This window comes from Arthrobacter sp. Soil763 (assembly GCF_001428365.1).
Classification (GTDB): Bacteria; Actinomycetota; Actinomycetes; order Actinomycetales; family Micrococcaceae; genus Arthrobacter.
This window is the reverse complement of record NZ_LMSH01000002.1, coordinates 513,723-535,210: the sequence shown is the minus strand read 5'-3', so window position 1 is coordinate 535,210 and position 21,488 is coordinate 513,723. Positions and strand designations below refer to the sequence as shown.

At 69.3% G+C, this 21,488-nt stretch carries 23 protein-coding genes; 15 read left to right on the top strand and 8 right to left on the bottom strand.

Going from position 1 to position 21,488, the window contains the following annotated elements; translation table 11 throughout:
• Positions 1–25 precede the first annotated feature (25 nt).
• Both ASG71_RS06095 and ASG71_RS06090 read right to left on the bottom strand, forming a co-directional pair.
• Positions 26–658 (bottom strand): LuxR C-terminal-related transcriptional regulator, encoded by a 633-nt coding sequence (locus ASG71_RS06095; RefSeq protein ID WP_056738569.1) that lies wholly within the window; start codon positions 656–658, stop codon positions 26–28.
• Positions 659–711: 53 nt separating this feature from the next.
• Positions 712–2,067 (bottom strand): ATP-binding protein, encoded by a 1,356-nt coding sequence (locus ASG71_RS06090; RefSeq protein WP_056737791.1) that lies wholly within the window; start codon positions 2,065–2,067, stop codon positions 712–714.
• Between the two features lie 124 nt (positions 2,068–2,191).
• Here ASG71_RS06090 and ASG71_RS06085 point away from each other — a divergent pair, with 124 nt between their 5' ends.
• From ASG71_RS06085 to ASG71_RS06065, 5 genes are all read left to right on the top strand, one after another.
• Complete coding sequence (locus ASG71_RS06085) at positions 2,192–3,763, top strand: PspC domain-containing protein (RefSeq protein ID WP_056737790.1); 1,572 nt, start codon at positions 2,192–2,194, stop codon at positions 3,761–3,763.
• Between the two features lies 1 nt (position 3,764).
• Complete coding sequence (locus tag ASG71_RS06080; RefSeq protein ID WP_056737789.1) at positions 3,765–4,037, top strand: hypothetical protein; 273 nt, start codon at positions 3,765–3,767, stop codon at positions 4,035–4,037.
• 3 nt (positions 4,038–4,040) lie between these two features.
• Positions 4,041–4,295, top strand: a complete 255-nt coding sequence (locus tag ASG71_RS06075) for a PspC domain-containing protein (protein WP_056737788.1) — start codon at positions 4,041–4,043, stop codon at positions 4,293–4,295.
• Between the two features lie 180 nt (positions 4,296–4,475).
• Positions 4,476–5,501 (top strand): 6-phosphofructokinase, encoded by a 1,026-nt coding sequence (locus ASG71_RS06070; RefSeq protein ID WP_056737787.1) that lies wholly within the window; start codon positions 4,476–4,478, stop codon positions 5,499–5,501.
• Between the two features lie 77 nt (positions 5,502–5,578).
• Positions 5,579–6,289, top strand: coding sequence for a GNAT family N-acetyltransferase (locus tag ASG71_RS06065; protein WP_056737786.1), 711 nt, complete (start codon positions 5,579–5,581; stop codon positions 6,287–6,289).
• A gap of 33 nt (positions 6,290–6,322) precedes the next feature.
• On the opposite strand, the gene ASG71_RS06060 is transcribed toward ASG71_RS06065, so the two are convergent.
• From ASG71_RS06060 to ASG71_RS06035, 6 genes are all read right to left on the bottom strand, one after another.
• Positions 6,323–7,855, bottom strand: coding sequence for a DHA2 family efflux MFS transporter permease subunit (locus ASG71_RS06060; RefSeq protein WP_056737785.1), 1,533 nt, complete (start codon positions 7,853–7,855; stop codon positions 6,323–6,325).
• 56 nt (positions 7,856–7,911) lie between these two features.
• Positions 7,912–8,334: an ankyrin repeat domain-containing protein gene (locus tag ASG71_RS06055; RefSeq protein WP_056737784.1), complete on the bottom strand. Its 423-nt coding sequence runs from the start codon at positions 8,332–8,334 to the stop codon at positions 7,912–7,914.
• The gene (locus ASG71_RS06050; RefSeq protein WP_056737783.1) at positions 8,331–9,413 is read right to left on the bottom strand and encodes a YgfZ/GcvT domain-containing protein; all 1,083 of its coding nucleotides are present in this window, start codon (positions 9,411–9,413) and stop codon (positions 8,331–8,333) included. Before ASG71_RS06050 ends, ASG71_RS06055 begins: the two co-directional genes overlap by 4 nt.
• 22 nt (positions 9,414–9,435) lie before the next feature.
• The gene (locus tag ASG71_RS06045; protein ID WP_056737782.1) at positions 9,436–10,182 is read right to left on the bottom strand and encodes a flavodoxin family protein; all 747 of its coding nucleotides are present in this window, start codon (positions 10,180–10,182) and stop codon (positions 9,436–9,438) included.
• 73 nt (positions 10,183–10,255) lie between these two features.
• Positions 10,256–10,870, bottom strand: coding sequence for an FABP family protein (locus ASG71_RS06040; protein WP_056737781.1), 615 nt, complete (start codon positions 10,868–10,870; stop codon positions 10,256–10,258).
• 181 nt (positions 10,871–11,051) lie between these two features.
• Positions 11,052–11,786 (bottom strand): hypothetical protein, encoded by a 735-nt coding sequence (locus ASG71_RS06035; RefSeq protein ID WP_056737780.1) that lies wholly within the window; start codon positions 11,784–11,786, stop codon positions 11,052–11,054.
• A 355-nt stretch (positions 11,787–12,141) separates the two neighbouring features.
• Between ASG71_RS06035 and ASG71_RS06030 the strand changes: the two genes are divergently transcribed.
• The 10 genes from ASG71_RS06030 to ASG71_RS05985 all read left to right on the top strand — a co-directional run bounded on the left by ASG71_RS06030 (position 12,142) and on the right by ASG71_RS05985 (position 21,474).
• Positions 12,142–12,840 (top strand): winged-helix domain-containing protein, encoded by a 699-nt coding sequence (locus ASG71_RS06030; protein WP_056737779.1) that lies wholly within the window; start codon positions 12,142–12,144, stop codon positions 12,838–12,840.
• Positions 12,841–13,099: 259 nt separating this feature from the next.
• A complete protein-coding gene (gene mshD, locus ASG71_RS06025; protein ID WP_056737778.1) occupies positions 13,100–14,104 on the top strand; it encodes a mycothiol synthase in 1,005 nt (334 codons plus the stop codon).
• A gap of 102 nt (positions 14,105–14,206) precedes the next feature.
• Complete coding sequence (locus ASG71_RS06020; protein ID WP_056737777.1) at positions 14,207–16,471, top strand: RNA degradosome polyphosphate kinase; 2,265 nt, start codon at positions 14,207–14,209, stop codon at positions 16,469–16,471.
• Positions 16,472–16,482: 11 nt separating this feature from the next.
• Complete coding sequence (locus ASG71_RS06015) at positions 16,483–17,448, top strand: NUDIX hydrolase (protein WP_056737776.1); 966 nt, start codon at positions 16,483–16,485, stop codon at positions 17,446–17,448.
• Between the two features lie 60 nt (positions 17,449–17,508).
• On the top strand, positions 17,509–18,312 hold the full coding sequence (locus ASG71_RS06010; protein WP_056737775.1) for a thymidylate synthase: 804 nt from the start codon (positions 17,509–17,511) through the stop codon (positions 18,310–18,312).
• 38 nt (positions 18,313–18,350) lie between these two features.
• The gene (locus ASG71_RS06005) at positions 18,351–18,920 is read left to right on the top strand and encodes a dihydrofolate reductase (RefSeq protein ID WP_056737774.1); all 570 of its coding nucleotides are present in this window, start codon (positions 18,351–18,353) and stop codon (positions 18,918–18,920) included.
• Complete coding sequence (locus ASG71_RS06000; RefSeq protein WP_056737773.1) at positions 18,921–19,139, top strand: NF038396 family protein; 219 nt, start codon at positions 18,921–18,923, stop codon at positions 19,137–19,139. It abuts the gene before it with no gap.
• A gap of 171 nt (positions 19,140–19,310) precedes the next feature.
• Positions 19,311–20,321 carry a WXG100 family type VII secretion target gene (locus tag ASG71_RS05995; protein WP_157366247.1) on the top strand — a complete coding sequence of 337 codons (1,011 nt, stop codon included), beginning with the start codon at positions 19,311–19,313 and terminating at the stop codon, positions 20,319–20,321.
• A gap of 27 nt (positions 20,322–20,348) precedes the next feature.
• Positions 20,349–20,999 (top strand): hypothetical protein, encoded by a 651-nt coding sequence (locus tag ASG71_RS05990; RefSeq protein ID WP_056737771.1) that lies wholly within the window; start codon positions 20,349–20,351, stop codon positions 20,997–20,999.
• Positions 20,989–21,474, top strand: a complete 486-nt coding sequence (locus ASG71_RS05985; protein WP_056737770.1) for a hypothetical protein — start codon at positions 20,989–20,991, stop codon at positions 21,472–21,474. The genes ASG71_RS05990 and ASG71_RS05985 overlap by 11 nt, the downstream gene beginning before the upstream one ends.
• Positions 21,475–21,488 lie beyond the last annotated feature (14 nt).

Genomic DNA, 21,488 nt, shown 5'->3' with positions numbered 1-21,488 from the left:
CCCCAAGTGATAGCGCATCTTTGGGTTAGAGCAGGCGGCGCTCCGCGGCCCAGCGGGTCAGCTCGTGCCGGCTGGAGAGCTGCAGCTTGCGCAGCACTGCTGACACATGGGTTTCGACCGTCTTGATCGAGATGAACAGTTCCTTGGCCACTTCTTTGTAGCTGTAACCGCGTGCGATCAGCCGCATCACCTCAAGTTCGCGGGCCGAAAGCCGGTCCAGTTCGTCGTCGGCGATCTCAGCCGGGGCGGTCCCGAACGCGTCGAGGACGAACCCCGCCAACCGGGGCGAGAAGACCGCGTCGCCGCCCGCCACCCGGCGCACCGCGTCGCTGATCTCGGCCCCGGAAATGGTCTTGGTGACGTAGCCCCTCGCACCGGCGCGAATGACCGAGACGACGTCCTCCGCGGCGTCCGAGACGCTCAGGGCGAGGAAGCGGGTGGTGCCCAGCAGCGCCGCGGAACCGGCCAGGACGTCGCGTCCGCCGCCCCCGAGCCCGCCGGGAAGGTGCACGTCGAGCAGGACGACGTCGGGCCGGGCCGCCGCGATGACAGCCACGGCCTCCTCCACGGTGCCGGCCTCGCCGACGACGAGGATGTCCGGGTCGAGGTCTGCCTTCAGTCCCGACCGGAAGATCGCGTGGTCATCGACGATCACCACCCGGGTGGCCGCGGCCGGCACGGACTCCGCACCGTTGCCCAATGGCTGGTTGCTCACTGTGGTTCCTCTCCGTTGTCGCCGGCACCGTAGGTCCCGTTGCCGTTGTTCCCGGCGCCGTGCGGGGCTGCCGCACCGGTGAGCGGAAGCCGGAGCCGCACCTCGGTTCCGTCGGGGCCGCTGGCAATAGCGGCGGTGCCGCCGTGGCGCCGCATCCGACCCATGATGGATTCCCGGACGCCCAGGCGGTCCGGCGGGATCGAGCCCGGGTCAAATCCCGGCCCGCGGTCCTTCACGAAGGCCTCGGCGGCGTCATCGGTGACTTCCAGGTAGACCGAGACTGCCCCGCCGCCGTGCCGGGCAGCGTTGAGCATGGCCTCGCGGGCCGCCTGGACGAGGGCTTCGGTACGCTCATCCATGCCGCAGTCCCCCACCGTCACGACCTCGACGGCGTGGCCCAGGGAGTCCTCGACCTCGGCGGCGGCCTCCTTGATCCGGTCCGAGAGCTGGCCCGCGCCCCGGTCCGGGTCGCGGTAGAGCCAGCCGCGCAGCTCGCGTTCCTGGGCGCGCGCCAGGCGGACGACGTCGTGCTCGTTGCCGGCCCGGCGCTGGATCAGTGCCAGGGTCTGCAGCACCGAATCGTGCAGGTGCGCGGCGATTTCAGCCCGTTCGGTAGCCCGCACGCGGCCGGCCCGCTCGGCCTCGAGGTCGCGCCAGAACTTCAGGCCCCACGGCAGCAGCACCAGGGCGACGCCGCCCAGCACGGCCACGGACGCCAGCAGGGCCAGCCAGGTCTGTTCCCACGAGCCGGAGCCGGAGACCATCAGCAGCACACCGGCCACCACCAGGCCCAGCCCGGCCGCGAGCCGGGCCCACCCGCCGGCTTGGTCGGCCTTGGCTTTGTCCATGATGCCCGCGCGCCGGGTTTCATCCAGCTGCATCCAGGCGATCGCCGCGCCGCCCAGAATCGCCGCCACCGGAATCAGGGTGCCGAGCGGGACATCAAGGCCCGCAAGCCGCGCGACCAGGATGCCCGCCGCCAGCAGCAGCCCGGCGCCCAGCAGGATTTCCTTGCCATAAGGCATGCCCGGGAGCCGGGGCCGCCAGGTTCCGGGACCGGCCCCCGGTGCGCCGGGGCCGGGTCCGCCGTCGGCCGGTGCGCTCACTGCCGGGGCAATGGGCGACGCCGGCTGCCGGGCGCCGCGTGTCGCGCTCTCATCCGCGGTGGGCACCATGATCCAGAGCCAGGCGTAGAAGGCTACTCCGGCCCCGCCCGCGAGCGCGGCGACCACCATGCCGATCCGGACCATCCGCACCGGCCAGCCGAGGTGGTTGGCCAGACCCGCGCAGACGCCCGCGATGACGCGGTCACCGCCGCGGGTCAACGGCGGACGGGATACGGCTGTTGTCATGGCTCAATCCAAGCACGGGTCGGGGCTTCCCGGAGCCGGATTCGGTCCGAACCGGGGGCCACTCAGGGGCCGTTCAGGGTCTTCCCCAGTAGAGCGGCGGCGCACGGACCGGGAGGATCGAAGTATGAATCCGCACACTCCGCATCCAGATGAGGGCCCGACCGTTCCAGGCGGCCCGGACGACGCTTCGGACACCACGCCGGAGACCCCGGCAGGCCCCACGTCACCCGACGGCTTCGAGGCCACCGGCACCATGCCCACGCCCGCGTCCGGCGGTACCGGCCACGGTCCCGGGGCCACCGCCGGCGACGTTCCGCCGCTCTACCCGCCCGGCGGCCCGTATCCCTCCTACTCGGGTTCGACCCCGCCACCGGCTGCCCCCACCCCGGCGGCAGGGCAGAACTTCTTTGACTGGATCCGCAGCCACGGCATCCACCGGGGCCGCGAGCGCTGGATCGGCGGTGTCGCCAGCGGCATCGCCCAGCGCCTCGGCGTGGACCCCCTGATTGTGCGCGGCATCCTGATCGTGCTGACCGTCTTCGCCGGGGTCGGTGTCCTGCTCTACGGGCTCGCCTGGGCGCTGCTGCCGGAGCCCGACGGACGCATCCACGTCCAGGAGGCAGCCGCCGGCCGCTGGAGTACCGGAATGACCGGGGCCCTGATCACGACGCTCATCGGCTTCCCCAGCCTGGGCGGCGGCGTCTGGGGCTGGGACCGATACGGCTTCGGCGCCTTCGTCTGGACCGTGTTCTGGGTCGGCGGGGCCATCTACGCCATCTACTACCTGACCCAGCGCAACAAGACGCGCGACGCCGCGACGCCGCCCGGCTCCGGAGCGCCGGGGACCCCACCGTCCGGCACCGGCCGGACGTCGCCGGTCGCGGCTGGCTCCCCCGCCGACGCCGGGTACCACCCGGCCACGGCCACCGACGGCGGATACCACCCGGCCACAGCCACAGCCGGCGGCTACCAGCCGGTTCCGGCTCCGGCCGGGGGCAGCTACACCCCGCCGCCTTCCGGCGGATACCGCCCGGCCGCCACGGCCCCGCGCCCCGCCCCGAAGCCCCGCAACCTGGGTCCCGGCACCCCGGCAGTGGCTGTCACCGCCGGTCTCGCCCTCCTGGTCGGCGGCGGGATCAAGGCCCTCGACGCCGCCGGCATCATCTTCCTGGGCGGGGCAACGGACGCTGTGGCCTGGGCGAGCGGCGTCGCCGTCCTGGGGCTGGGCATCCTGGTCTCCGGACTCAGGGGCCGGACCGGCGGCATCCTGGGATTCTTCGCGGTGGTGGCACTGATTATTGGCGGCGTGTTCAATCTCGCCCCCTACGCTGAGCGGGCACGGTTCCAGAACATCGACTGGGTCCCCGCCAGCATCGAACAGGCCCGGGACGGCTTCGAGATGACCGGGGCCACCGGCACCGTGGACCTGACCAAGCTGAACCTGACCGCGCCGCTGGCCTCCGACGTCGTGGTCCGGCTGGACGTGACGGCAAGCAACGTCGTGATCGCCATCCCCGCCACCGTCCCCGTGCAGCTCGAGGCGGACATGACGATGGGCAACCTGAACGACAGCCGAGGCAACCACGGCGGCATCACCACCCAGGAAAACGATTACAACACGGACAAACCCGGCGCCCGGCTGATCGTCAAGGTCTCCGGCACGCTGAGCAACATCACCGTGAGGGAAGGGAACTGACATGAACAGCTATCACCCGGCAGCGGACCTGCCGGACGCGGCGGCCGGCTCCGCGGAGCCCGACGCAACCCGCCCCCGCGTGGGGACCGTGGTGTGGGGCCTGATCATCATCGCCCTGGCCGCATTGACCGTCATCTCCCGCCTGGGCCTGGTGGCCCTGAACGGCACCTACGTGCTGATCGGACTGATGATCGGCGCCGGCGCCGCGCTGGTGGTCGGCGGGCTGCTGTCCGCCCGCGGACGTGACAAAGACACTACGAACGGGAAGTCTTGAACCATGGAAAAATTCTTCAGCATCGTCCGGGGCCTCGGCCTGAAGCGCGGCCCGGAGCGCTGGCTCGGCGGCGTGTGCGGCGGGATCGCCGCCAAACTGAACGTCGACGCCGCCTTCGTCCGGATCGCGTTTCTGCTCTTCGCCCTGCTGCCCGGCCCGGCCTTCGTGTTCTATCTCGCCGCCTGGCTGGTCCTGCCGGACCAGCGCAACGCGATCGTGCTTGAGTCCTTCCTGGAACGGCGGGCCGGACGGCCCTGACCCGCGCCGGAACTTCAGTACCCTCCCGATGCCCCCGCCACCCCGGCGGGGGCATCGGGCGTTCATGCCCATGGCGGTGGACGCGGTTTGTGTCCTGCCCCACATGCGCCAGTACACTTCTAGGTGAGCTCAGCGTGGCGCTCTGCCTGTATACCTTCGAACCAGGATTTGAGCCGAGACATGAAAATTGGAATCCTCACCAGCGGCGGAGACTGCCCCGGACTGAACGCGGTCATCCGCGGCGCCGTACTGAAGGGCATCGCGGTCCACGGCCACGAATTCGTGGGATTCCTGGACGGCTGGCGGGGCGTCGTCGAGGGCGACGTCATCGACATCCCCCGCACGATGGTCCGCGGCATCGCCAAGCAGGGCGGCACCATCCTCGGCACCTCCCGCACGAACCCGTTCGAAAACAACGGCGGCCCCGAGGTCATCAAGGCCCACATGGACCGCCTGGGCATCGACGCCATCATCGCCATCGGTGGCGAAGGCACCCTCGCCGCCGCCAAGCGCCTGACCGACGCCGGCCTGAAGATCGTCGGCGTGCCCAAGACCGTCGACAACGACCTCGACGCGACCGATTACACCTTCGGCTTCGATACCGCGGTGGAGATCGCCACCGAGGCGATCGACCGGCTGCGCACCACCGGCGAGTCCCACCACCGGACCATGATCGCCGAGGTGATGGGGCGGCACGTAGGCTGGATCGCCCTGCACGCCGGCATGGCCTCCGGCGCCCACGCCATCCTGATCCCGGAGCAGAAGGTCTCGATGGAACAAATCACCGAGTGGGTCGTCTCCGCCCGCGACCGCGGACGCGCCCCGCTGGTCGTCGTCGCGGAGGGCTTCGTCCCCGAGGGGCAGCAGGCCCCGCACTCCGAACGCGGGCTGGACACGTTCGGCCGGCCCCGGCTCGGCGGCATCGCCGAACTGCTCGCCCCCGAACTTGAGGCCCGCACCGGCATCGAAACCCGGGCGACGGTCCTCGGCCACATCCAGCGCGGCGGCGTACCCACGGCGTTCGACCGGGTCCTCGCCACCCGCCTCGGCATGGCGGCGATCGATTCCGTGGTCGAGCAGCGCTGGGGCACCATGGTCTCGCTGAACGGCACCGACATCGTGCACGTGGGCTTCGACGCCGCCCTCGGCAACCTCAAGAGCGTCCCCGAGCACCGCTACGAGGAAGCCGCCGTCCTCTTCGGCTGAGCCCTCCCCGCGGGGTGCTCCCGGCGCCGCCCGCCCGGGTTTCCCGGATGCGGGCGGCCGCTGGGTAGGGTTGGTGCATGACTCTTGCGCCCGGTTCCGTCGACATCATCCAGCTCGCCTGGGCCCGGCGCCTGGGGTTCAACGACGGCGCGTTCGCGGCCGCCGGGGGCCGCCGCCTCACCCGGGCCGACGACGCCGCCCGCAGCGTACAGTTCATCCGTCTGTTTGGCAGCTCAGCGCTCGTCGGGCCGCAGTGGGCCCTGGACGCCGCGGCCGGCCTGTCCGATGAGGAACTGGCCCAGCATGTGACTCTGCTGACCCTGAGCCGCGGGCACGGCGGCCACGGGCTCGGGGCCGCGGCGCTGTTCTTCGCCGACGACCTGCCCCTTCAGCAGCCCTCCGAGGAGCTCACCGTCTCGCACGGGAGCCCGGAGGCCATCGAACTCGAGGCCTTGTGCCCGCCGGATGATGTCAACGAGGTCGGACTCGCGGACCTTGAGCACCGCTTCACGATCATGCACATTGACGACGGCCGCCGCACCCCCGTGGCCTGCGGGGCCTACACCGAGTGGGAAGGCCTGCTGGCGCAGCTCGGAGTGCTCGTCGCCCCGGAATGGCGACGGCGCGGCCTCGGGCGGCTCGCGGCGTCGATTGCCGCCCACGAGGCCCTGGCGTCCGGCCTGACACTGCAGTGGCGCACCGACGTGAGCAACCAGGGCTCACTTGCCCTGGCCCGCAGCCTGGGTTTCACCACGGGCGGCATCCACACCAGCGTGCTGCTGGGCTAGCCGGTCCCGGCGGGAGTTCGCCGCGGCGTCGGCCTAGCCGCGCCGGGCCTCGGCATCCGCTGCGACGGCGGGCACGCCCGGTTCCGCCGGGACCGCGGCCGGAGTGCCCCAGGTCTGCTGCTGCGGCTTGGCGAAGAACAGCGCCACGGCGGCGCCCAGCAGGATGACGGCGGCGGGCAGCATGATCGACTGGCCCATCGCGTTCGAGAATCCTTCGTGCAGCGCCTCCGGGAGCTTGCCCCCGAAAGCCATCGGTTCGGCCTTGCCCGCCCCGCCCGGGGCGGCGGGGAGCTCGGCGGCCAGCCGCGCCTGGATGAGCACGGCGATGGCGGCGCTGCCGAGGACCGCACCGATCTGGCGGGTGGTGTTGTAGACGCCGGAGCCGGCCCCCGCCAGGCGCGGCGGCAGGTTGCGGGTGGCGGTGGAGCTCAGCGGCGCCCAGATGCCGGCGTTCGCGAAACCCAGCACCGCGCTCGGCAGCAGGAAAAGCCAGATGGGGGTGTCCGGGTGCATCAGGGTTGCGTTCCAGAACAGGGCAGCGGACATCAGCGTCAGGCCCGCCGCGGTGATGAACTTCGGGTCGACCCGGTCGATGATCCGGCCCACGACGGGCGCGAGGGCGCCGGAGATCACGGCCATCGGGATCATCATCAGGGCGGACTGCGTCGGGGTCAGGCCGCGGACCACCTGGTAGTAGAAGATCAGCGGCAGGCCGAAGGCCGTCACGGTGAAGCCCACGGTGGTGATGCCCACGTTGGCCAGCGAGAAGTTGCGGTCCTTGAACAGGCCCAGCGGCAGGAGCGGCTCGCCCTTGTTGAACCGCTGCCAGGCCACGAAGGCGGCCAGGACGACGACGCCGCCGATGATCAGGCCCCAGACGGTGATCGGGCCGGTGATGGTCCCCCAGTTATAGGTTTCACCTTCCTGGATGCCGAAGACCAGCAGGAACAGGCCCAGGGCGCTCAGCAGCACGCCGGGGATGTCGAACTTGTGCGGGTGGGTGCTGAGGGCGGGCACGTAGCGCAGGGCCAGGAAGAAGCCGGCGATGCCGACCGGGATGTTGATGAAGAAGATCCATTCCCAGCCCAGCCCGTCCACCAGCACGCCGCCGAGGATCGGCCCGACCAGGGTGGCCACGCCCGCCGTTGCGCCCCAGATGCCCATGGCCGCGCCGCGGCGGTCCGGCGGGAAGATCCGGGTGATGACGGCCATGGTCTGCGGCGTCATCATCGCGGCTCCGAGCCCCTGCAGGATGCGGGCTTCGATCAACGTCTGGACATCGCCGGAGAGCCCGCACCACAGCGAGGCCAGGGTGAAGACGGCGAGCCCGGCCAGGTACAGCTTCTTGGGCCCGAAACGGTCGCCCAGGCGGCCCGTGATGAGCAGCGGCACGGCGTAAGCCAGCAGGTAGGCACTGGTCACCCAGATCACCGAGTTGATGTCCGCGTTGAGGCCTTCCATGATCCGTGGGTTGGCCACCGACACGATGGTGGTATCGATCAGGATCATGAAGAAACCTATGACGAGGGACCAGAGGGCCGCCCAGGGCCGCGCGACGTGTTCCATTGGAGCTTCCTTAGGGTGCGTGGTGCCTGCTGAAGTTGTTGGTTGTGCTGCGGTGCTCAGCCGAGGAGCGCCAGGAGGTCGTCCCGGGCGAACATCTGGGCGGCCGCCCGCGCGGAGGGGCTGCCGGCGTCGGGATCGGCGCCGGCGGCAACGAGCGCCTGCACGACCTCCGGGTAGCCCTTGAAGACAGCCCCGGCCAGCGGCGTCTGGCCCCGGTCGTTGGCCGTGTTGGGGTCGGCGCCGTGCGCCAGGATCAGCTTCACCGTGTCCGCGTGGCCGTGGTAGGCCGCGAGCATGAGGAGCGAATCTCCCGCCGCATTGGTCAGCGTGGCGGGGGCACCGGCGGCCAGGTAGCCGCCCAGCAGGGCGGAATTGCCTTCGCGGGCGGCGTCGAAGAGGGTGTGCGCCAGGGCCACGGCCTCATCGTCCGGGGCGGCGGTCCCGCCGTGGTCCGCCGGAGGCGCTGTCTCGCCGTTCACCGCGGGCCCCGGAGGAAGCCGGTCTGGCGGCCGACGACCTGCCCCGCGTCGGGGGCAACGATCAGTTCCTGCGCGGCGGTGTAGGGCTCGTCGCCGTCGAGCACGGTCAGGACCTCGTCGGGGGCGACGGAGCGTTTGATGACGGCCAGGGCGACGGGGCCCATCTCGTAGTGCTGGGCTACGGAGGTGACGGTTCCGACGTTCCGTTCCCCGGCCTTCACGGCGCTGCCGGCGGCGGGCAGGGTGTGCTGGGAGCCGTCCAGTTGCAGGAACACGAGCCGCCGCGGCGGGTGGCCCAGGTTGTGCACCCGGGCGATGGTCTCCTGGCCTTTGTAGCAGCCCTTGGCCAGGTGCACGGCGGTCCGGAGCAGGTCGAGCTCGTGCGGGATGGTCTTGTCGTCGGTCTCGGCTCCCCAGCGGGGACGCCAGGCGGCGATCCGCAGTGCTTCGGCGGCCAGGCTCCCGGCCAGCGGCCGGTCACCGATGGTGGCTTCCAGCTCGGCGGCGGGTACCAGGTATTCATACCAGGGCCTCTCCAGGCCCGGATGGACGTCCTCTGCGGCCACGGCGTAGGAGTAGCCGCCGGGACCGACGTGCGGCCAGGGGTCTTCCCAGACCAGCAGCCCGGACCATTCCGGCACCGGCCGGGTGGATCCGACGACGCCCCACTCGGCGGACACATCGGCGATCTCGACCCGGAGCATGAACTTCATCCGGTTGAGCCAGTCGGCCAGCGGCGCGGCTTCGGCCGCCTCCACGAGCAGCCAGGTGGTGGCGCCGTCGTCCAGGACGCGGGCGTCGAATTCGATCCGTCCCTGCACGCTGAGCAGCAGCAGCTCGGTGGACCGGCCCGGCGCGAGGTCGGTGAGCTGCTGGGAGGACAGCGTGTTGAGCCAGCTCAGTCGGTCAGGCCCGCTGACGGTCACCACGCCGCGGTGGGAGAGGTCGACGACGGCGGTGCCCGCCGCCAGGGCGCGCTGCTCGCGCAGCGGCGCTCCGTAGTGGGCCGCGACGCCGGCGTCGGCCCCGGCAGCTTCGACGGCGCCCGGGCGCGAAAGCAGGGGGCTTGGAGTAGTCATATGAAGTAGAAGTCCTCCGCGCTCAGCGGTATTCCGGGTTTTCGAAGTCGTATCTGGTTCCGGCCTTCCAGGCTTCCGGCAGGTTGCCGTACGCGGGAATGCCGCCGGCGTCCTTGAGCATCCGGGCAAGGTGCAGCAGGTTCCAGGTCATGAAGGTCGTGTTGCGGTTGGTGAAGTCGCTTTCCGGCCCGCCCGAGCCTTCATCCAGGTAACTGGGGCCGGGGCCGACCGCGCCGATCCAGCCGGCGTCGGCCTGCGGCGGAATGGTGAAGCCGATGTGCTGGAGGCTGTAGAGCACATTCATGGCGCAGTGCTTGATGCCGTCCTCGTTGCCCGTGATGAGGCAGCCGCCCACCTTGGGGTAGAACGCCCACTGCCCCTTGGCGTTCAGCTCACCGGAGTGCGCGTAGAGCCGTTCGATCAGCTTTTTCGTCTGCGAGGAATTGTCCCCCAGCCAGATCGGGCCGGCGACCACCACAATGTCCGCTTCCCTGACCGCCGGGTAGAGGGACGGCCAGTCGTCACTTGGCCAGCCGTGCTCGCGCATGTCCGGGTACACGCCCGCGGCGATGTCGTGGTCCACCGTGCGGATCACGCGGGTGGTCACGCCCTGCTTGTCCATGATCGCGCGGCTGATGTCGATCAGCCCCTGCGTGTTGGAGGTCTCCGGGGAGCGTTTGAGGGTGCCGTTGAAGAAGACGGCCTTCAGGTCGCTGTAGGTGCCCGGCTCCGCCGGCGCGCCGCCGGAGCCACTGGAGGTGTCGTTCATGGTGGTGCTCCTTAGGTTCGCTGCGGACCAACGGAAAACCAGTGGGACCCCGGCCTCCGGCCGGCGCGGCGGGTTAAGACACTTTGCTCAGGATCGCGGAGGCGTGGGCTTCCAGGCCGGCGCCCGGCGTGGAGCCCGTGCCGGTGGCGACGTCCCAGCGCCACAGCAGCTGGCCTTCCACCAGCCCGAAAATCCGGGTGGCGGCGGTGTATTCCTTGGAGTGGCTCCCGCGCATCACCATGTCGGTACTGAGTTGGATCTGCGGACCCTTGATTTGCCCGTAGTACAACTCCGAGATGCCGCCGGGATGCGAGATGGACACGGTGATGTCGAAACCGCCGTCGCTGTTGCGCAGCTCCTCCACCTCGTCGGCGCTCTTGAGCACGGGAACGATGTCCGCGGGGATCAGGCCGGGGCCGCCGTCTTCCTCCCGCTGCTTCCGTTCGAGGGCCCAGAACCCGGTCTCGACGGTGAGCGGGCGCAGCTTGACGCCTTCATCGTCCGTCAGCCAGGACTCGGCGCGGTACTGCAGGTAGGGCAGGCCGTTGTGCGTGAAGGACACGTGCTGCAGGAAGTGCTCGGAATCCTCTTCTCCGGCGCCGAGCCGGCCCCGGCCCTCCCACTCACCGATGAGCCAGGACAGCGGAACGATTTCGGGCGTCAGATCGGTAGGAATTTCAATCGGCACGGCAGCTACCTCCGGAAACTACGGATTCTGGACGGTGTTGAGGGGTGGCGTTTACTTCTGGCCCTTGAAGAGCCGGTACACCACGAAGCCGGCGAACCAGGCCATGGAAAGGCCGGCGACGGCGAGCAGGACAAGGAAGAAGATCTCAAATGCAAGTACGGACATGATGCCATCCTAACGCTTAGATAATGAGGAGTTTGTCTATGAAGTAAGCCAGGGAGCCGACCGCCGAGACGGGCGCCAGGCCCATGCCCAGCACCGCCGGCAAGTTCAGGGATGCGCCGCGGATGATCACCAGGCGGCGGAAGCTGACCAGGACGGCGGCGACGACGACGCCGACCAGGGCCGCGGGCAGGACGGCGATGTCGGACAGCACGAGTCCCGCCAGCGGACCGGCCAGCCCGGCGCCGGCGATGCCCAGCGGGGCGACAATCCGGTCCGGCCAGCGGATCAGCCCGGCCAGCAGGGCGATAGCGGCGCTGATCGCGGCGATGAGCAGCATTTCCCGGACCCCGTTGAAACGTGCGGAGGCGATCCAGCCTGCGCCGAGGCAGGACAGCAGGACGCCGGCGCAGGAACCCAGCGTGGACTCCAGGCGCTGGGCCTGGCCGGTGCCGCGGATCAGCTGCATGACGAAGACCGCCATCACGCCGGCGGCCACGAAGGCGGGCGTCCAGTCCAGGAAGCCCGGAGGGGGCAGATAGCTCGCTGCGACGGCGGATCCGATGCCGGGGAGCCCGATCAGCACGGCGAGGGTCTTCTTGGCCGGGATGCCGAGGAAATGTGGCCAGCCGATGCCCACGCAGGCGGCCGTCACGACAGCGACGGCCAGCAGGGCCCCGGGAGCGGCATAGGCCCCGGCGACGATTGCGGCGAGCCCGGCCAAGCCGACGACGCCTACGCTTCGGGACCTCACAGTCCGCTCCCCCCTGTCCGCCTCCAGAGGGCATCCGCGGTGCGGACGCCCATCATCACCTTAGCCACGATCAACCGGTACCTTCGCTCACTGCGGACCGTGCCCGGCCAGCTCGACTCCGCCGGCGGCTACAGGCCCCGACGGTTCAATCCTGCCCTATGTGAACGTTTTGTGTCGCAAAAGGGCCCGGACGGAGCGGCGGGACAGTGTCTGCGAAGTGCCATTTGGGTATACTCAAGGCTCAGCTACGCTTCCTCCGGCAGCCGCAGGCAGGCCACCGTCCGGAAGTACAGTACCGGCCGGTGAGAGCCCGGCTCAGACGCCCAATGATGCGCGGACACCCCTTGGAGGAACCATGTCGCACATCCTGCTCCTGACGAACAGCACCGGGTCATCGGTGGACGTCCTGCCTGCGCTGGAACTGCTTAATCACCGCGTCCACATCCTGCCCGCCGAACCGACGGCACTGCTGGACACCGATCCCTGCGACATCGTCCTGCTGGATGCCCGCAAGGACCTGGTGGGCGCCCGCTCCCTCACCCAGCTGCTGAAGGCTACCGGGCTCAGCGCCCCCCTGATGCTCATCCTGACCGAGGGGGGCATGGCGGCTGTCTCCTCGGCGTGGGCAGTCGACGACATCCTGCTGGAATCGGCCGGACCGGCCGAGGTAGAGGCGCGCATCCGTCTTGGCATCGCCCGGGCCGTCCCGGACCAGGAGGACACGCCGAGCGAGATCCGGGCCGCCGGCGTCGTGATCGACGAGGCGAGCTACACCGCCCGGGTCAACGGCGCCGCCTTGAACCTGACGTTCAAGGAGTTCGAACTGCTCAAGTACCTGGCCCAGCATCCGGGACGGGTCTTCACGCGCCAGCAGCTGCTCACCGAAGTATGGGGCTACGACTACTACGGGGGCACCCGCACCGTGGACGTGCACGTCCGCCGGCTCCGGGCCAAGCTTGGCGCCGACCACGAGAACCTGATCAGCACGGTGCGCAACGTCGGCTACCGGCTGACGCTCGTCCGGCAGCCGGATGAGGAGCTGACCGAAGCCTAGCTCCGCACGCCATACGCTGCGGAACGCAAGAAGCCCCGGACCATGGTCCGGGGCTTCTTCTATAACTTCAGTGGAGGACATACGGGTCGAACGTATCGAGGCCACCCCAGTGGTGGATCCCCCTCATCTTCCGTCCGCGTCCCGGGGCCAGAGCCTCGAACCGATCAGCCGGATGAGTTAACGACTATACGGCCCCACCCCCGATGCCACAAATCGACGGCTCCGCGCACGCCCGGCGGCGTGCGTATAGCCTTGCACCATGAGTCCCGCGCATCCGGAGAACTGGCCAGTCCTCACCGTGCAGGGAGCTGTCGGCGAACAGCTGCTGCGCGACGTCAAGGCCCTCGTGGCCGCGGCGGAGGAATCCGACGGCAACCCGCCGCTGTCCGAGCAGACCCTGGTCACGCTCCGCGCCGGCGACGCCGGCCCGCACACGGTGCTGGCCCTGGCGCTGTACCCGCCGGACTATTCCGGGCGGGACGACGCCGCGACCGGGACCGGCACGCCCGGCACGGAACGCGGCAATGACCTCGCCGGCTTCGCCGTCGTCATCGAAGAATCGGACGGCACGGGCGTACTGGAAGTAGCGGTCCACCCCAGCTACCGCAACCAGGGCGTGGCGGACCGGCTGGTCGGGGAACTGCAAAGGGTGCGCGGCTTCGCGGGGCTGAAGGCCTGGTCGCACGGGAACCATGAGGCCGCGGCCGACCTCGCCGCCCGGTACGGCTACGGCCCGGTGCGCGAACTGTGGAAGATGCGGCTCGCGACGGCCGCCGCGGACCTGCCCGACGTCCCCCTGCCCGAAGGCGTGGGCCTGCGCAGCTTCCAGCCGGGACAGGACGAGGACGGCTGGCTTGCCGCCAACCGCGCCGCCTTCGCCCACCACCCGGAGCAAGGCGGCATGACGCGCGCGGACCTGGCGGCGCGGATGGCCGAGCCCTGGTTTGACCCCGAAGGCTTCCTGCTCGCGGTCGACGCCGCCGGGACCATCCTCGGCTTCCACTGGACCAAGGTGCACCCGCGGCACGGCGAGCACCCGGCGATCGGCGAGGTGTACGCCGTCGGCGTCGTCCCCGCCGCCCAGGGCACCGGGCTGGGGAAGGCGCTGACCGTTGCCGGGATCAGGTACCTGCAGCAGCAGGGCCTGCACGCCGTCATGCTCTACGTCGACGCCGACAACATCCCGGCCGTCGCCCTGTACCACCGGCTGGGCTTCTCGCGCTGGGACATGGACGTCATGTACGCGCCGCTGGAAGGCCGCTAGCCGCGGCTGCGGCCGGGCGCCCGCGGCCGTCGAAACCTGGGGTCATCCGCAGGGGATTCCTTGTAAGGTTGAAGCTAAATCGCGCCAGCCCTAGGAGAGTCCATGCAACGGGAATCCGCCCGGACAGCCACGTCTGAAGCCGCAACGACGGACAAGGCCGGACGTCCCGCGCGGGCCCGGTTCGGTTCCTCAGAGGTGCCCGCCTCCCGGGCCACCCAGGACCGGATCGACATCCCGGAATTCGCGCCGAACCTGGAACCGGAGGGCGACATCAGCCCCGACCGGTTCCTGGACCGGGAACTGAGCTGGCTGGCCTTCAACGCCCGCGTGCTGGAACTCGCCGAGGACCCCAATCTCTACCTGCTGGAACGGGTCAGCTTCCTGTCCATCTTCGCGTCCAACCTGGATGAGTTCTTCATGGTCCGCGTCGCCGGCCTCAAACGCCGCATCGCCACCGGCCTGGCCGTGCCCTCCCCCGCCGGGCTGAGCCCCATGCAGGTGCTGGAGCAGATCGGCGAGGCCGCGCACCGCCTCCAGCAGCGCCACGCCCAGGTTTACGCGGAGCAGATCCGGCCCGCGCTGGCGTACGAACACATCCACCTGATGCACTGGGAAGAGCTCGACGACCAGGCCAAGGACCAGCTCAGCGCCATGTTCGCGGAGAAGGTCTTCCCGATCCTCACGCCGCTGGCCGTGGATCCGGCCCACCCGTTCCCCTACATCTCCGGGCTGTCACTGAACCTCGCCGTCGTCGTCCGCAACCCGGTCAGCGACAAGGAACTCTTTGCCCGCGTCAAGGTCCCGGACCAGCTGCCGCGCCTGATCTCCATCGACGGCCCGCGCGCCGGCTCCGTGCCCGGCCGGGTGGCGCGCTTCATCGCGCTCGAGGAAGTGATCGCCGTCCACCTCGACCAACTCTTTGCCGGGATGGAGGTGCTGGAGCACCACACCTTCCGCGTCACCCGCAACGAGGACGTGGAAGTCGAAGAGGACGACGCCGAGAACCTGCTGCAGGCGCTGGAGAAGGAACTGCTGCGCCGCCGCTTCGGCCCGCCGGTCCGGCTCGAGGTCACCAACGACATCAACCCCAACATCCGGGCGCTGCTGATCCGCGAACTCGGCGTGGAGGAATCCGAGGTCTACTCCGTCCCGGCCCCGCTGGACCTCCGCGGCCTCTCCGTCATCGCGGGGATCGACCGAGCGGACCTGCACTACCCCAAGCACGTCCCGCATACTTCCCGGTACCTCAACGAATCGGAAACCTCCAAGGCGGCCAACGTCTTCGCCGCCATGCGCCGGCGCGACATCCTGCTGCACCACCCCTACGATTCGTTCTCCACCTCCGTGCAGGCCTTCCTGGAGCAGGCCGCAGCGGACCCGAAGGTCCAGGCCATCAAGCAGACCCTGTACCGCACCTCCGGCGACTCCCCCATCGTCGATGCCCTGATCGACGCGGCCGAGGCCGGCAAGCAGGTGCTGGCCCTGGTGGAAATCAAGGCCCGCTTCGACGAACAGGCCAACATCTCCTGGGCCCGGAAGCTGGAGCAGGCCGGCGTGCACGTGGTCTACGGGATTGTCGGGCTTAAGACGCACTGCAAGCTTTCCCTGGTCGTCCGCCAGGAGGTGGACGGGCTGCGCCGGTACTGCCATATCGGTACCGGCAACTACCACCCGCGCACGGCCCGCTACTACGAGGACCTGGGCCTGCTGACGGCCAACGAGCAGGTGGGCGAGGACCTGTCCAAGCTCTTCAACCAGCTCTCCGGTTACGCACCGAAGTCCACCTTCAAGCGCCTGCTGGTCGCCCCGCGCTCGGTCCGTTCCGGGCTGATAGACCGGATCGAAACCGAGATCCGCAACGCCCGGGCCGGGATCGCCGCCCGGGTCCAGATCAAGGTCAACTCGATGGTGGACGAAGCCATCATCGACTCGCTGTACCGGGCCTCCCAGGCCGGCGTGAAGGTCGACGTCATTGTGCGCGGCATCTGCTCGCTGCGTCCCGGCGTGCCCGGCCTCAGCGAGAACATCACCGTGCGCTCGATCCTGGGCCGTTTCCTGGAGCACTCCCGAGTCTTCGCCTTCGCCAACGCCGGCGACCCGGTGGTCTACATCGGCTCGGCGGACATGATGCACCGCAACCTGGACCGCCGGGTGGAGGCGCTGGTGCAGCTCAGCAGCGGCGACGACACCGCCTACGTGCTGGACATGCTCCGCCGGTACCTTGACCCGGAAACCGCCAGCTGGCACCTGGACAGCAGCGGTGAATGGGTCCGGCACCACCTTGCGGAGGACGGCACCGCCCTGCAGGACGTCCAGTCCTGGCTGCTCGCGTCGCGTTCGCGGCAGCGCTCGGCGAGTCTGCGCTAGGGCCGCCGGCAGTGAGCAGCGATTCCCTGGTCGCGGACCAGACCGACCACCCCGGCGAGAAAATCGCCGTCGTGGCCGCCGGCGCCATCCCCTGGCGCATCAAGAAGGACCGGCTGGAGGTCCTGCTGATCCACCGGCCGCGCTACGACGATTGGTCTTGGCCCAAGGGCAAACTGGATCCGGGCGAGACGGTCCCCGAATGCGCCGCGCGCGAGGTGGAGGAGGAGATCGGCCTTCGGGCCCCGCTGGGCATCCCGCTGCCGCCGATCCACTACCACGTGCCCGCCGGGCTGAAAGTGGTGCACTACTGGGCCGTCGACGTCGACGGCGCGGCGCTGCGGCCCGACGGCAAGGAAGTGGACAGCGTCATGTGGTGCGCGCCGGAAAAAGCGGCCACCCTGCTGAGCAACCCCAGCGACCGCACGCCGCTGGAGCACCTTGTCGCCGCCCACGCCCGCAATGAACTCGACACCTGGCCGCTGCTGGTGATCCGGCACGCGAAGGCCAAACCCCGCTCGTCCTGGTCCAAGGCCGAGGGCGACCGCCCGCTGGCCGCCACCGGGACCCGCCAGGCCCAGGCGGTGGGCCGGCTGCTGCAGGCGTGGAAGCCGCCCCGGATCGTGACGAGTCCGTGGCTGCGCTGCGTCGCGACCGTGGCACCCTACGCCAAGGCTGCGGATGCCAAGGTGAAGTTGAACGAGTCGCTGACCGAGCATCTGCACGGGCGCAGTCCGCACAAGACCGCGAACGTCGTCGAGTCGCTTTTCGACAAGGAGCGGGCCGTGGCGCTGTGCACCCACCGGCCCGCCCTGCCAACTGTCTTCGCCCAGCTCGGCCGGCACATGAACTCCCGGCTCCGCGCCCTCCTGCCGGCCAACGACCCCTACCTCAGCCCGGGTGAGATGATCGTCTGCCACGTCTCGCACACCAAGGGCAAGGTCGTGGCCGTCGAGCAGTTCCGTCCCTTCGACGACTAGCATCCTTGACCCCGGAGCCCTGCTGGCCCGGGGTCGAGCCCGACTCAGTAGACTGGAACCGTGAGCATCCCAACGCCTTATGAAGACCTGCTGCGCGATGTCCTGGCGCACGGCACGCACAAGTCGGACCGCACCGGGACCGGAACGCGCAGCGTGTTCGGCAGGCAGCTCCGGTTCGACCTGGCCCAGGGCTTTCCGCTGATCACCACCAAACGCGTGCACTTCAAGTCCGTGGCCGTCGAATTGCTGTGGTTCCTGCGCGGGGAGAGCAACGTCAAGTGGATGCAGGCCCAGGGCGTCACCATCTGGGACGAATGGGCAGACGCCGACGGCGAACTCGGCCCGGTCTACGGCGTGCAGTGGCGCTCGTGGCCCACCCCCGACGGCGGCAACATCGACCAGATCGCAGAGCTGGTGGAGAACCTCAAGTCCAACCCCGATTCGCGCCGCCACATTGTCTCGGCGTGGAACGTGGCCGAACTCAAGGACATGGCGCTGCCGCCGTGCCACGCCTTCTTCCAGTTCTACGTCGCGGACGGCAAGCTCTCCTGCCAGCTGTACCAGCGCTCCGCGGACACCTTCCTGGGCGTGCCGTTCAACATCGCCTCCTACGCCCTGCTGACCTGCATGCTGGCCCAGCAGACCGGGCTTGAACCGGGCGAGTTCGTCTGGACCGGCGGCGACGTGCACATCTACGACAACCACCTCGAGCAGGTGCGCACCCAGCTGGAACGCGCCCCGTATGACTACCCGCAGCTGCGGTTCACCCGCAAGCCGGCGTCCATCTTCGACTACACGCTCGAGGACTTCGAGGTGGTCGGCTACCAGCACCACCCCACGATCAAGGCCCCGATCGCCGTATGACCCCCGAGCCCCATCAGAACAGGGAGACGAGCAGGCCCATGGAACCCGTCGAATACACCGAACAACTGCGCGGCACCGTCACCGGGCTCGGGCTGGTGTGGGCACAGACCAGCACCGGCGTGATCGGCCAGGCCGGCGGCATGCCCTGGCACCTGCCCGAGGACATGCAGCACTTCAGCCGCCTCACCGCCGGGCACCCGGTGATCATGGGCCGCAAGACCTGGGAATCGTTCCCCGACAAGTACCGGCCGCTGCCCGGCCGGACCAACATCGTCATCACCCGGCAGGAAGGCTGGGGCGACACCCCGGAGGCGGAAGGCGCCCTGGCGGTGAAGTCGCTCGACGACGCCCTGCTGGAATCACAATTCGCTCCCGGCCACCAAATGGTCTGGATCATCGGCGGCGGTGAAATCTTCGGACAGTCCCTCGACCTGGCGGACGTCGCCGTCGTCACCACCATCGACACCTCGGCGGAAGGCGACACCTTCGCCCCGGAACTGGGCTACGACTGGGCCGCCGAATCAAGCCTTCCGGCCGACGGCTGGCTGACCGCGGCCAACGGCACCCGCTACCGCATCACCCTGTGGCGCCGGACCGAGGCAAAGTAAATGCTGCGCAGACCCGAAACCCTGTTCGTCCTCGGCTACATGCTGCTGCCGCTACTGGCACTGCTCTCCGCGATCGTGGGCCTGACCATGATCCTGGGCGGCAACAAGATCGCCGGGGCGATTGTGCTGGTCATCGTCACCCAGATCTTCGCTTTTGGTGCCATGGCCGCCCTGCGCCGGCGCAAGAGCGCACTGTTGGCAGAGTCCGACGGCGACTAGCAGCACCGGGCCTCCGGCCCGGACGTGATGGGGAGAACACCCCATCGCGGCATTCCTCCGGCCCGGCTAGATTGGGCCGGTCAGATTCTTTGAACCACAGTGCGTCCGTCCGGGATGAGTGCGGTTTGGCAGCGGCCCGTTAGGCTGTTGCCCGTAAAGGGGGTTGCCAACATGGCAGGAAACTTGTGGGGCGCCGACGTCGCCCAGCTTCGGTCGCTCGCGCAGCACTTCGGCAAGACGTCGGAGACGCTGCTGCAGCAGTCCTCGGTCCTCACGTCCACGATCAACAACAACACCTCCTGGAAGGGCACCGACAGCGCCCGGTTCAAGTCCGACTGGAACGGCACCCACCGTGCCTTGATCCAGCAGACAGCGCGCGCCCTCAAGGAAGAGTCCAAGCGGCTCATGACCCACGCGGACGAGCAGGAGAAGGCCAGTAACGCCGCTCCGGGCTCCGGCGGCGGTCCGGGGTCCTACACCTCCGGGAACGTCGGGGGCCAGGGCCGCGCCGGGAACAACAGCCCCTGGGGACCCGACTGGATCAGCAACTCCGACTCGCCGTTCCGCGGGGGCTGGGACGCTTACAACGGCGTCCTCGGGCTCAAGACGGTGCCATTGGGCCTCCGTGACATCTCCCAGTTCGCCGCCAGATATGGCGATGACGTCGCAGAGCTGTGGCGCAGCGGAAACAAGCTCGACGCCCTCTCCGCGGTGATGCGGGGAGACCTGTGGGAGTCTGCGGCCCGGGCCGACGGAATGCGCGGTTTCTTCTCCGGCACCTCAGACCTGCTGAGCGGGAAGTTCGGGGACTTTGCCCAAATGGCGCGCGGAGCGGATGGCGCTCCCATCAGCGGCCTGAGCAAGTTCGGCCTCAACTCAGCCGGGCACGTCCTCGGCGGGGTCGGCGTCGCCCTGGACGGGCTCGATACCGTGAATGCGATCCGCGAGGGCGACACCGGTGATGCCATGAAATCCGGGCTCAAAACCGCGCTCGGCGTAGGAGCTTTCATGCCGCCGCCCGTCGGTGTCACCTGCATGGTCATTGGCGGTACCTGGGCCGCCGTCGAACTGGTTCCCGGCGCCAAAGACGCCATCGACGGAGCTTTCGACGCCGTCGGTGACTTTACTGAAAGTGCCGTTGAAGACATCGGCGACGGCGTCAAAGACTTCTTCGGTTTCTAACCGACCCCTACTGTGAGGATGACTGACATGACGAGTGCTCCGAGCGCCGTTGACATTTCGTTGGGGCTGGGGGTCGCCGAGATGGCGTACCTGCTGCAGCTCCAAGACACGGAGGCAGCCCGCATCAGTGCGTCCTGGCTGCGCCTGGACGATGAAGCACAAGACCCCGAGGTGGTCCGGGCCGGGCTCTCCGCGCTGATCGCACGGGGGCTGGCAACAGTGGACGGCGCGGCCGTATCCTTCGATTCCCGCCTGGACGCAGTCGCCTACTCACTGGCCACCCCGGCACGCTGGACCCAGATCGACCTCCTGCGCAGCGCTGAGCTGGGAGATTCCGTGCTCCACGTCGAGACGGCCAAAACGAAGTTCCTGCTGCAGCCGCGGACCATGCAGAGTTGGTTCGTGCTGCCCCAGGATGAGGCAATTTCTGCAGAGGCCGCGCAGGCCTACGTCATCCGCGAGCATCTCACAGAACACCCGGATGGCGGGGTCAGGCTCCGGTCGGAGCCGGGCGGCGGCGGCCGGCAGCTCCTCGTCCGCAAGGACCACGACGGCTGGGTTTGTGCGACCGCCGAGAACGACCAGGTGGGAGCCGCCTCGGCTCCGTTGGACGACGCCGGCCTCCTCCAGGAGCTCGGTTCGTGCCGGTCAACAAAGGAGGATCCCCGTGACGGTTGAGTCCCCGCGGCGCCGTTCCGCGCTCTCCCGGCCCTGGTACTTCGGCACGGGAATGGACGATACAGTCCACGCCTACACCCGGGAGGAGTGGGGCATCGGCGGATCCCAGCCCTTCGGTAACTACACCGCCCACACCGTCACCGGCCTGGTCACGGTGACGGCGCTGATGACCATCCCCGCGATCCTGGCTCCGGTGCTGTTGATCGTCGCCATCGCGCGGCTGAACGTTGGCATGGCCCTGCTGTTCCTCGCGTGCACGGTGCTGTTCACCGGTGGATGGCTGCTCGGACTGCGCTCCCTTCGGAGGGAATCCGCCGCAGGCAAACTGCGCCGGCTGAAGGGCCTGCCCAAGCCGCGGTTCGCGGTCACGGACGACCAGGCGCGCCGCTGGTTCGAGGCCCACCCGGCCGGCATACCGCTCACCCGGGAGAATTTCCCGGACAGCAGCTACCCGTTCCCCGGCGAACAGCCGTGACCGGCGGGAAACGA

Bases quoted from the DNA above. Each gene is read 5' to 3' on its own strand.
- ASG71_RS05990 (WP_056737771.1), top strand. From the start codon at position 20,349: ATGACGAGTGCTCCGAGCGCCGTTGACATTTCGTTGGGGCTGGGGGTC.
- ASG71_RS06065 (WP_056737786.1), top strand. From the start codon at position 5,579: ATGACTCTTGCGCCCGGTTCCGTCGACATCATCCAGCTCGCCTGGGCC.
- ASG71_RS06000 (WP_056737773.1), top strand. From the start codon at position 18,921: ATGCTGCGCAGACCCGAAACCCTGTTCGTCCTCGGCTACATGCTGCTG.
- ASG71_RS06005 (WP_056737774.1), top strand. From the start codon at position 18,351: ATGGAACCCGTCGAATACACCGAACAACTGCGCGGCACCGTCACCGGG.
- ASG71_RS06085 (WP_056737790.1), top strand. From the start codon at position 2,192: ATGAATCCGCACACTCCGCATCCAGATGAGGGCCCGACCGTTCCAGGC.
- ASG71_RS05995 (WP_157366247.1), top strand. From the start codon at position 19,311: ATGGCAGGAAACTTGTGGGGCGCCGACGTCGCCCAGCTTCGGTCGCTC.
- ASG71_RS06080 (WP_056737789.1), top strand. From the start codon at position 3,765: ATGAACAGCTATCACCCGGCAGCGGACCTGCCGGACGCGGCGGCCGGC.
- ASG71_RS06070 (WP_056737787.1), top strand. From the start codon at position 4,476: ATGAAAATTGGAATCCTCACCAGCGGCGGAGACTGCCCCGGACTGAAC.
- ASG71_RS06050 (WP_056737783.1), bottom strand. From the start codon at position 9,413: ATGACTACTCCAAGCCCCCTGCTTTCGCGCCCGGGCGCCGTCGAAGCT.
- ASG71_RS06090 (WP_056737791.1), bottom strand. From the start codon at position 2,067: ATGACAACAGCCGTATCCCGTCCGCCGTTGACCCGCGGCGGTGACCGC.
- ASG71_RS06060 (WP_056737785.1), bottom strand. From the start codon at position 7,855: ATGGAACACGTCGCGCGGCCCTGGGCGGCCCTCTGGTCCCTCGTCATA.
- ASG71_RS06075 (WP_056737788.1), top strand. From the start codon at position 4,041: ATGGAAAAATTCTTCAGCATCGTCCGGGGCCTCGGCCTGAAGCGCGGC.
- mshD (WP_056737778.1), top strand. From the start codon at position 13,100: ATGAGTCCCGCGCATCCGGAGAACTGGCCAGTCCTCACCGTGCAGGGA.
- ASG71_RS06020 (WP_056737777.1), top strand. From the start codon at position 14,207: ATGCAACGGGAATCCGCCCGGACAGCCACGTCTGAAGCCGCAACGACG.
- ASG71_RS06030 (WP_056737779.1), top strand. From the start codon at position 12,142: ATGTCGCACATCCTGCTCCTGACGAACAGCACCGGGTCATCGGTGGAC.
- ASG71_RS06045 (WP_056737782.1), bottom strand. From the start codon at position 10,182: ATGAACGACACCTCCAGTGGCTCCGGCGGCGCGCCGGCGGAGCCGGGC.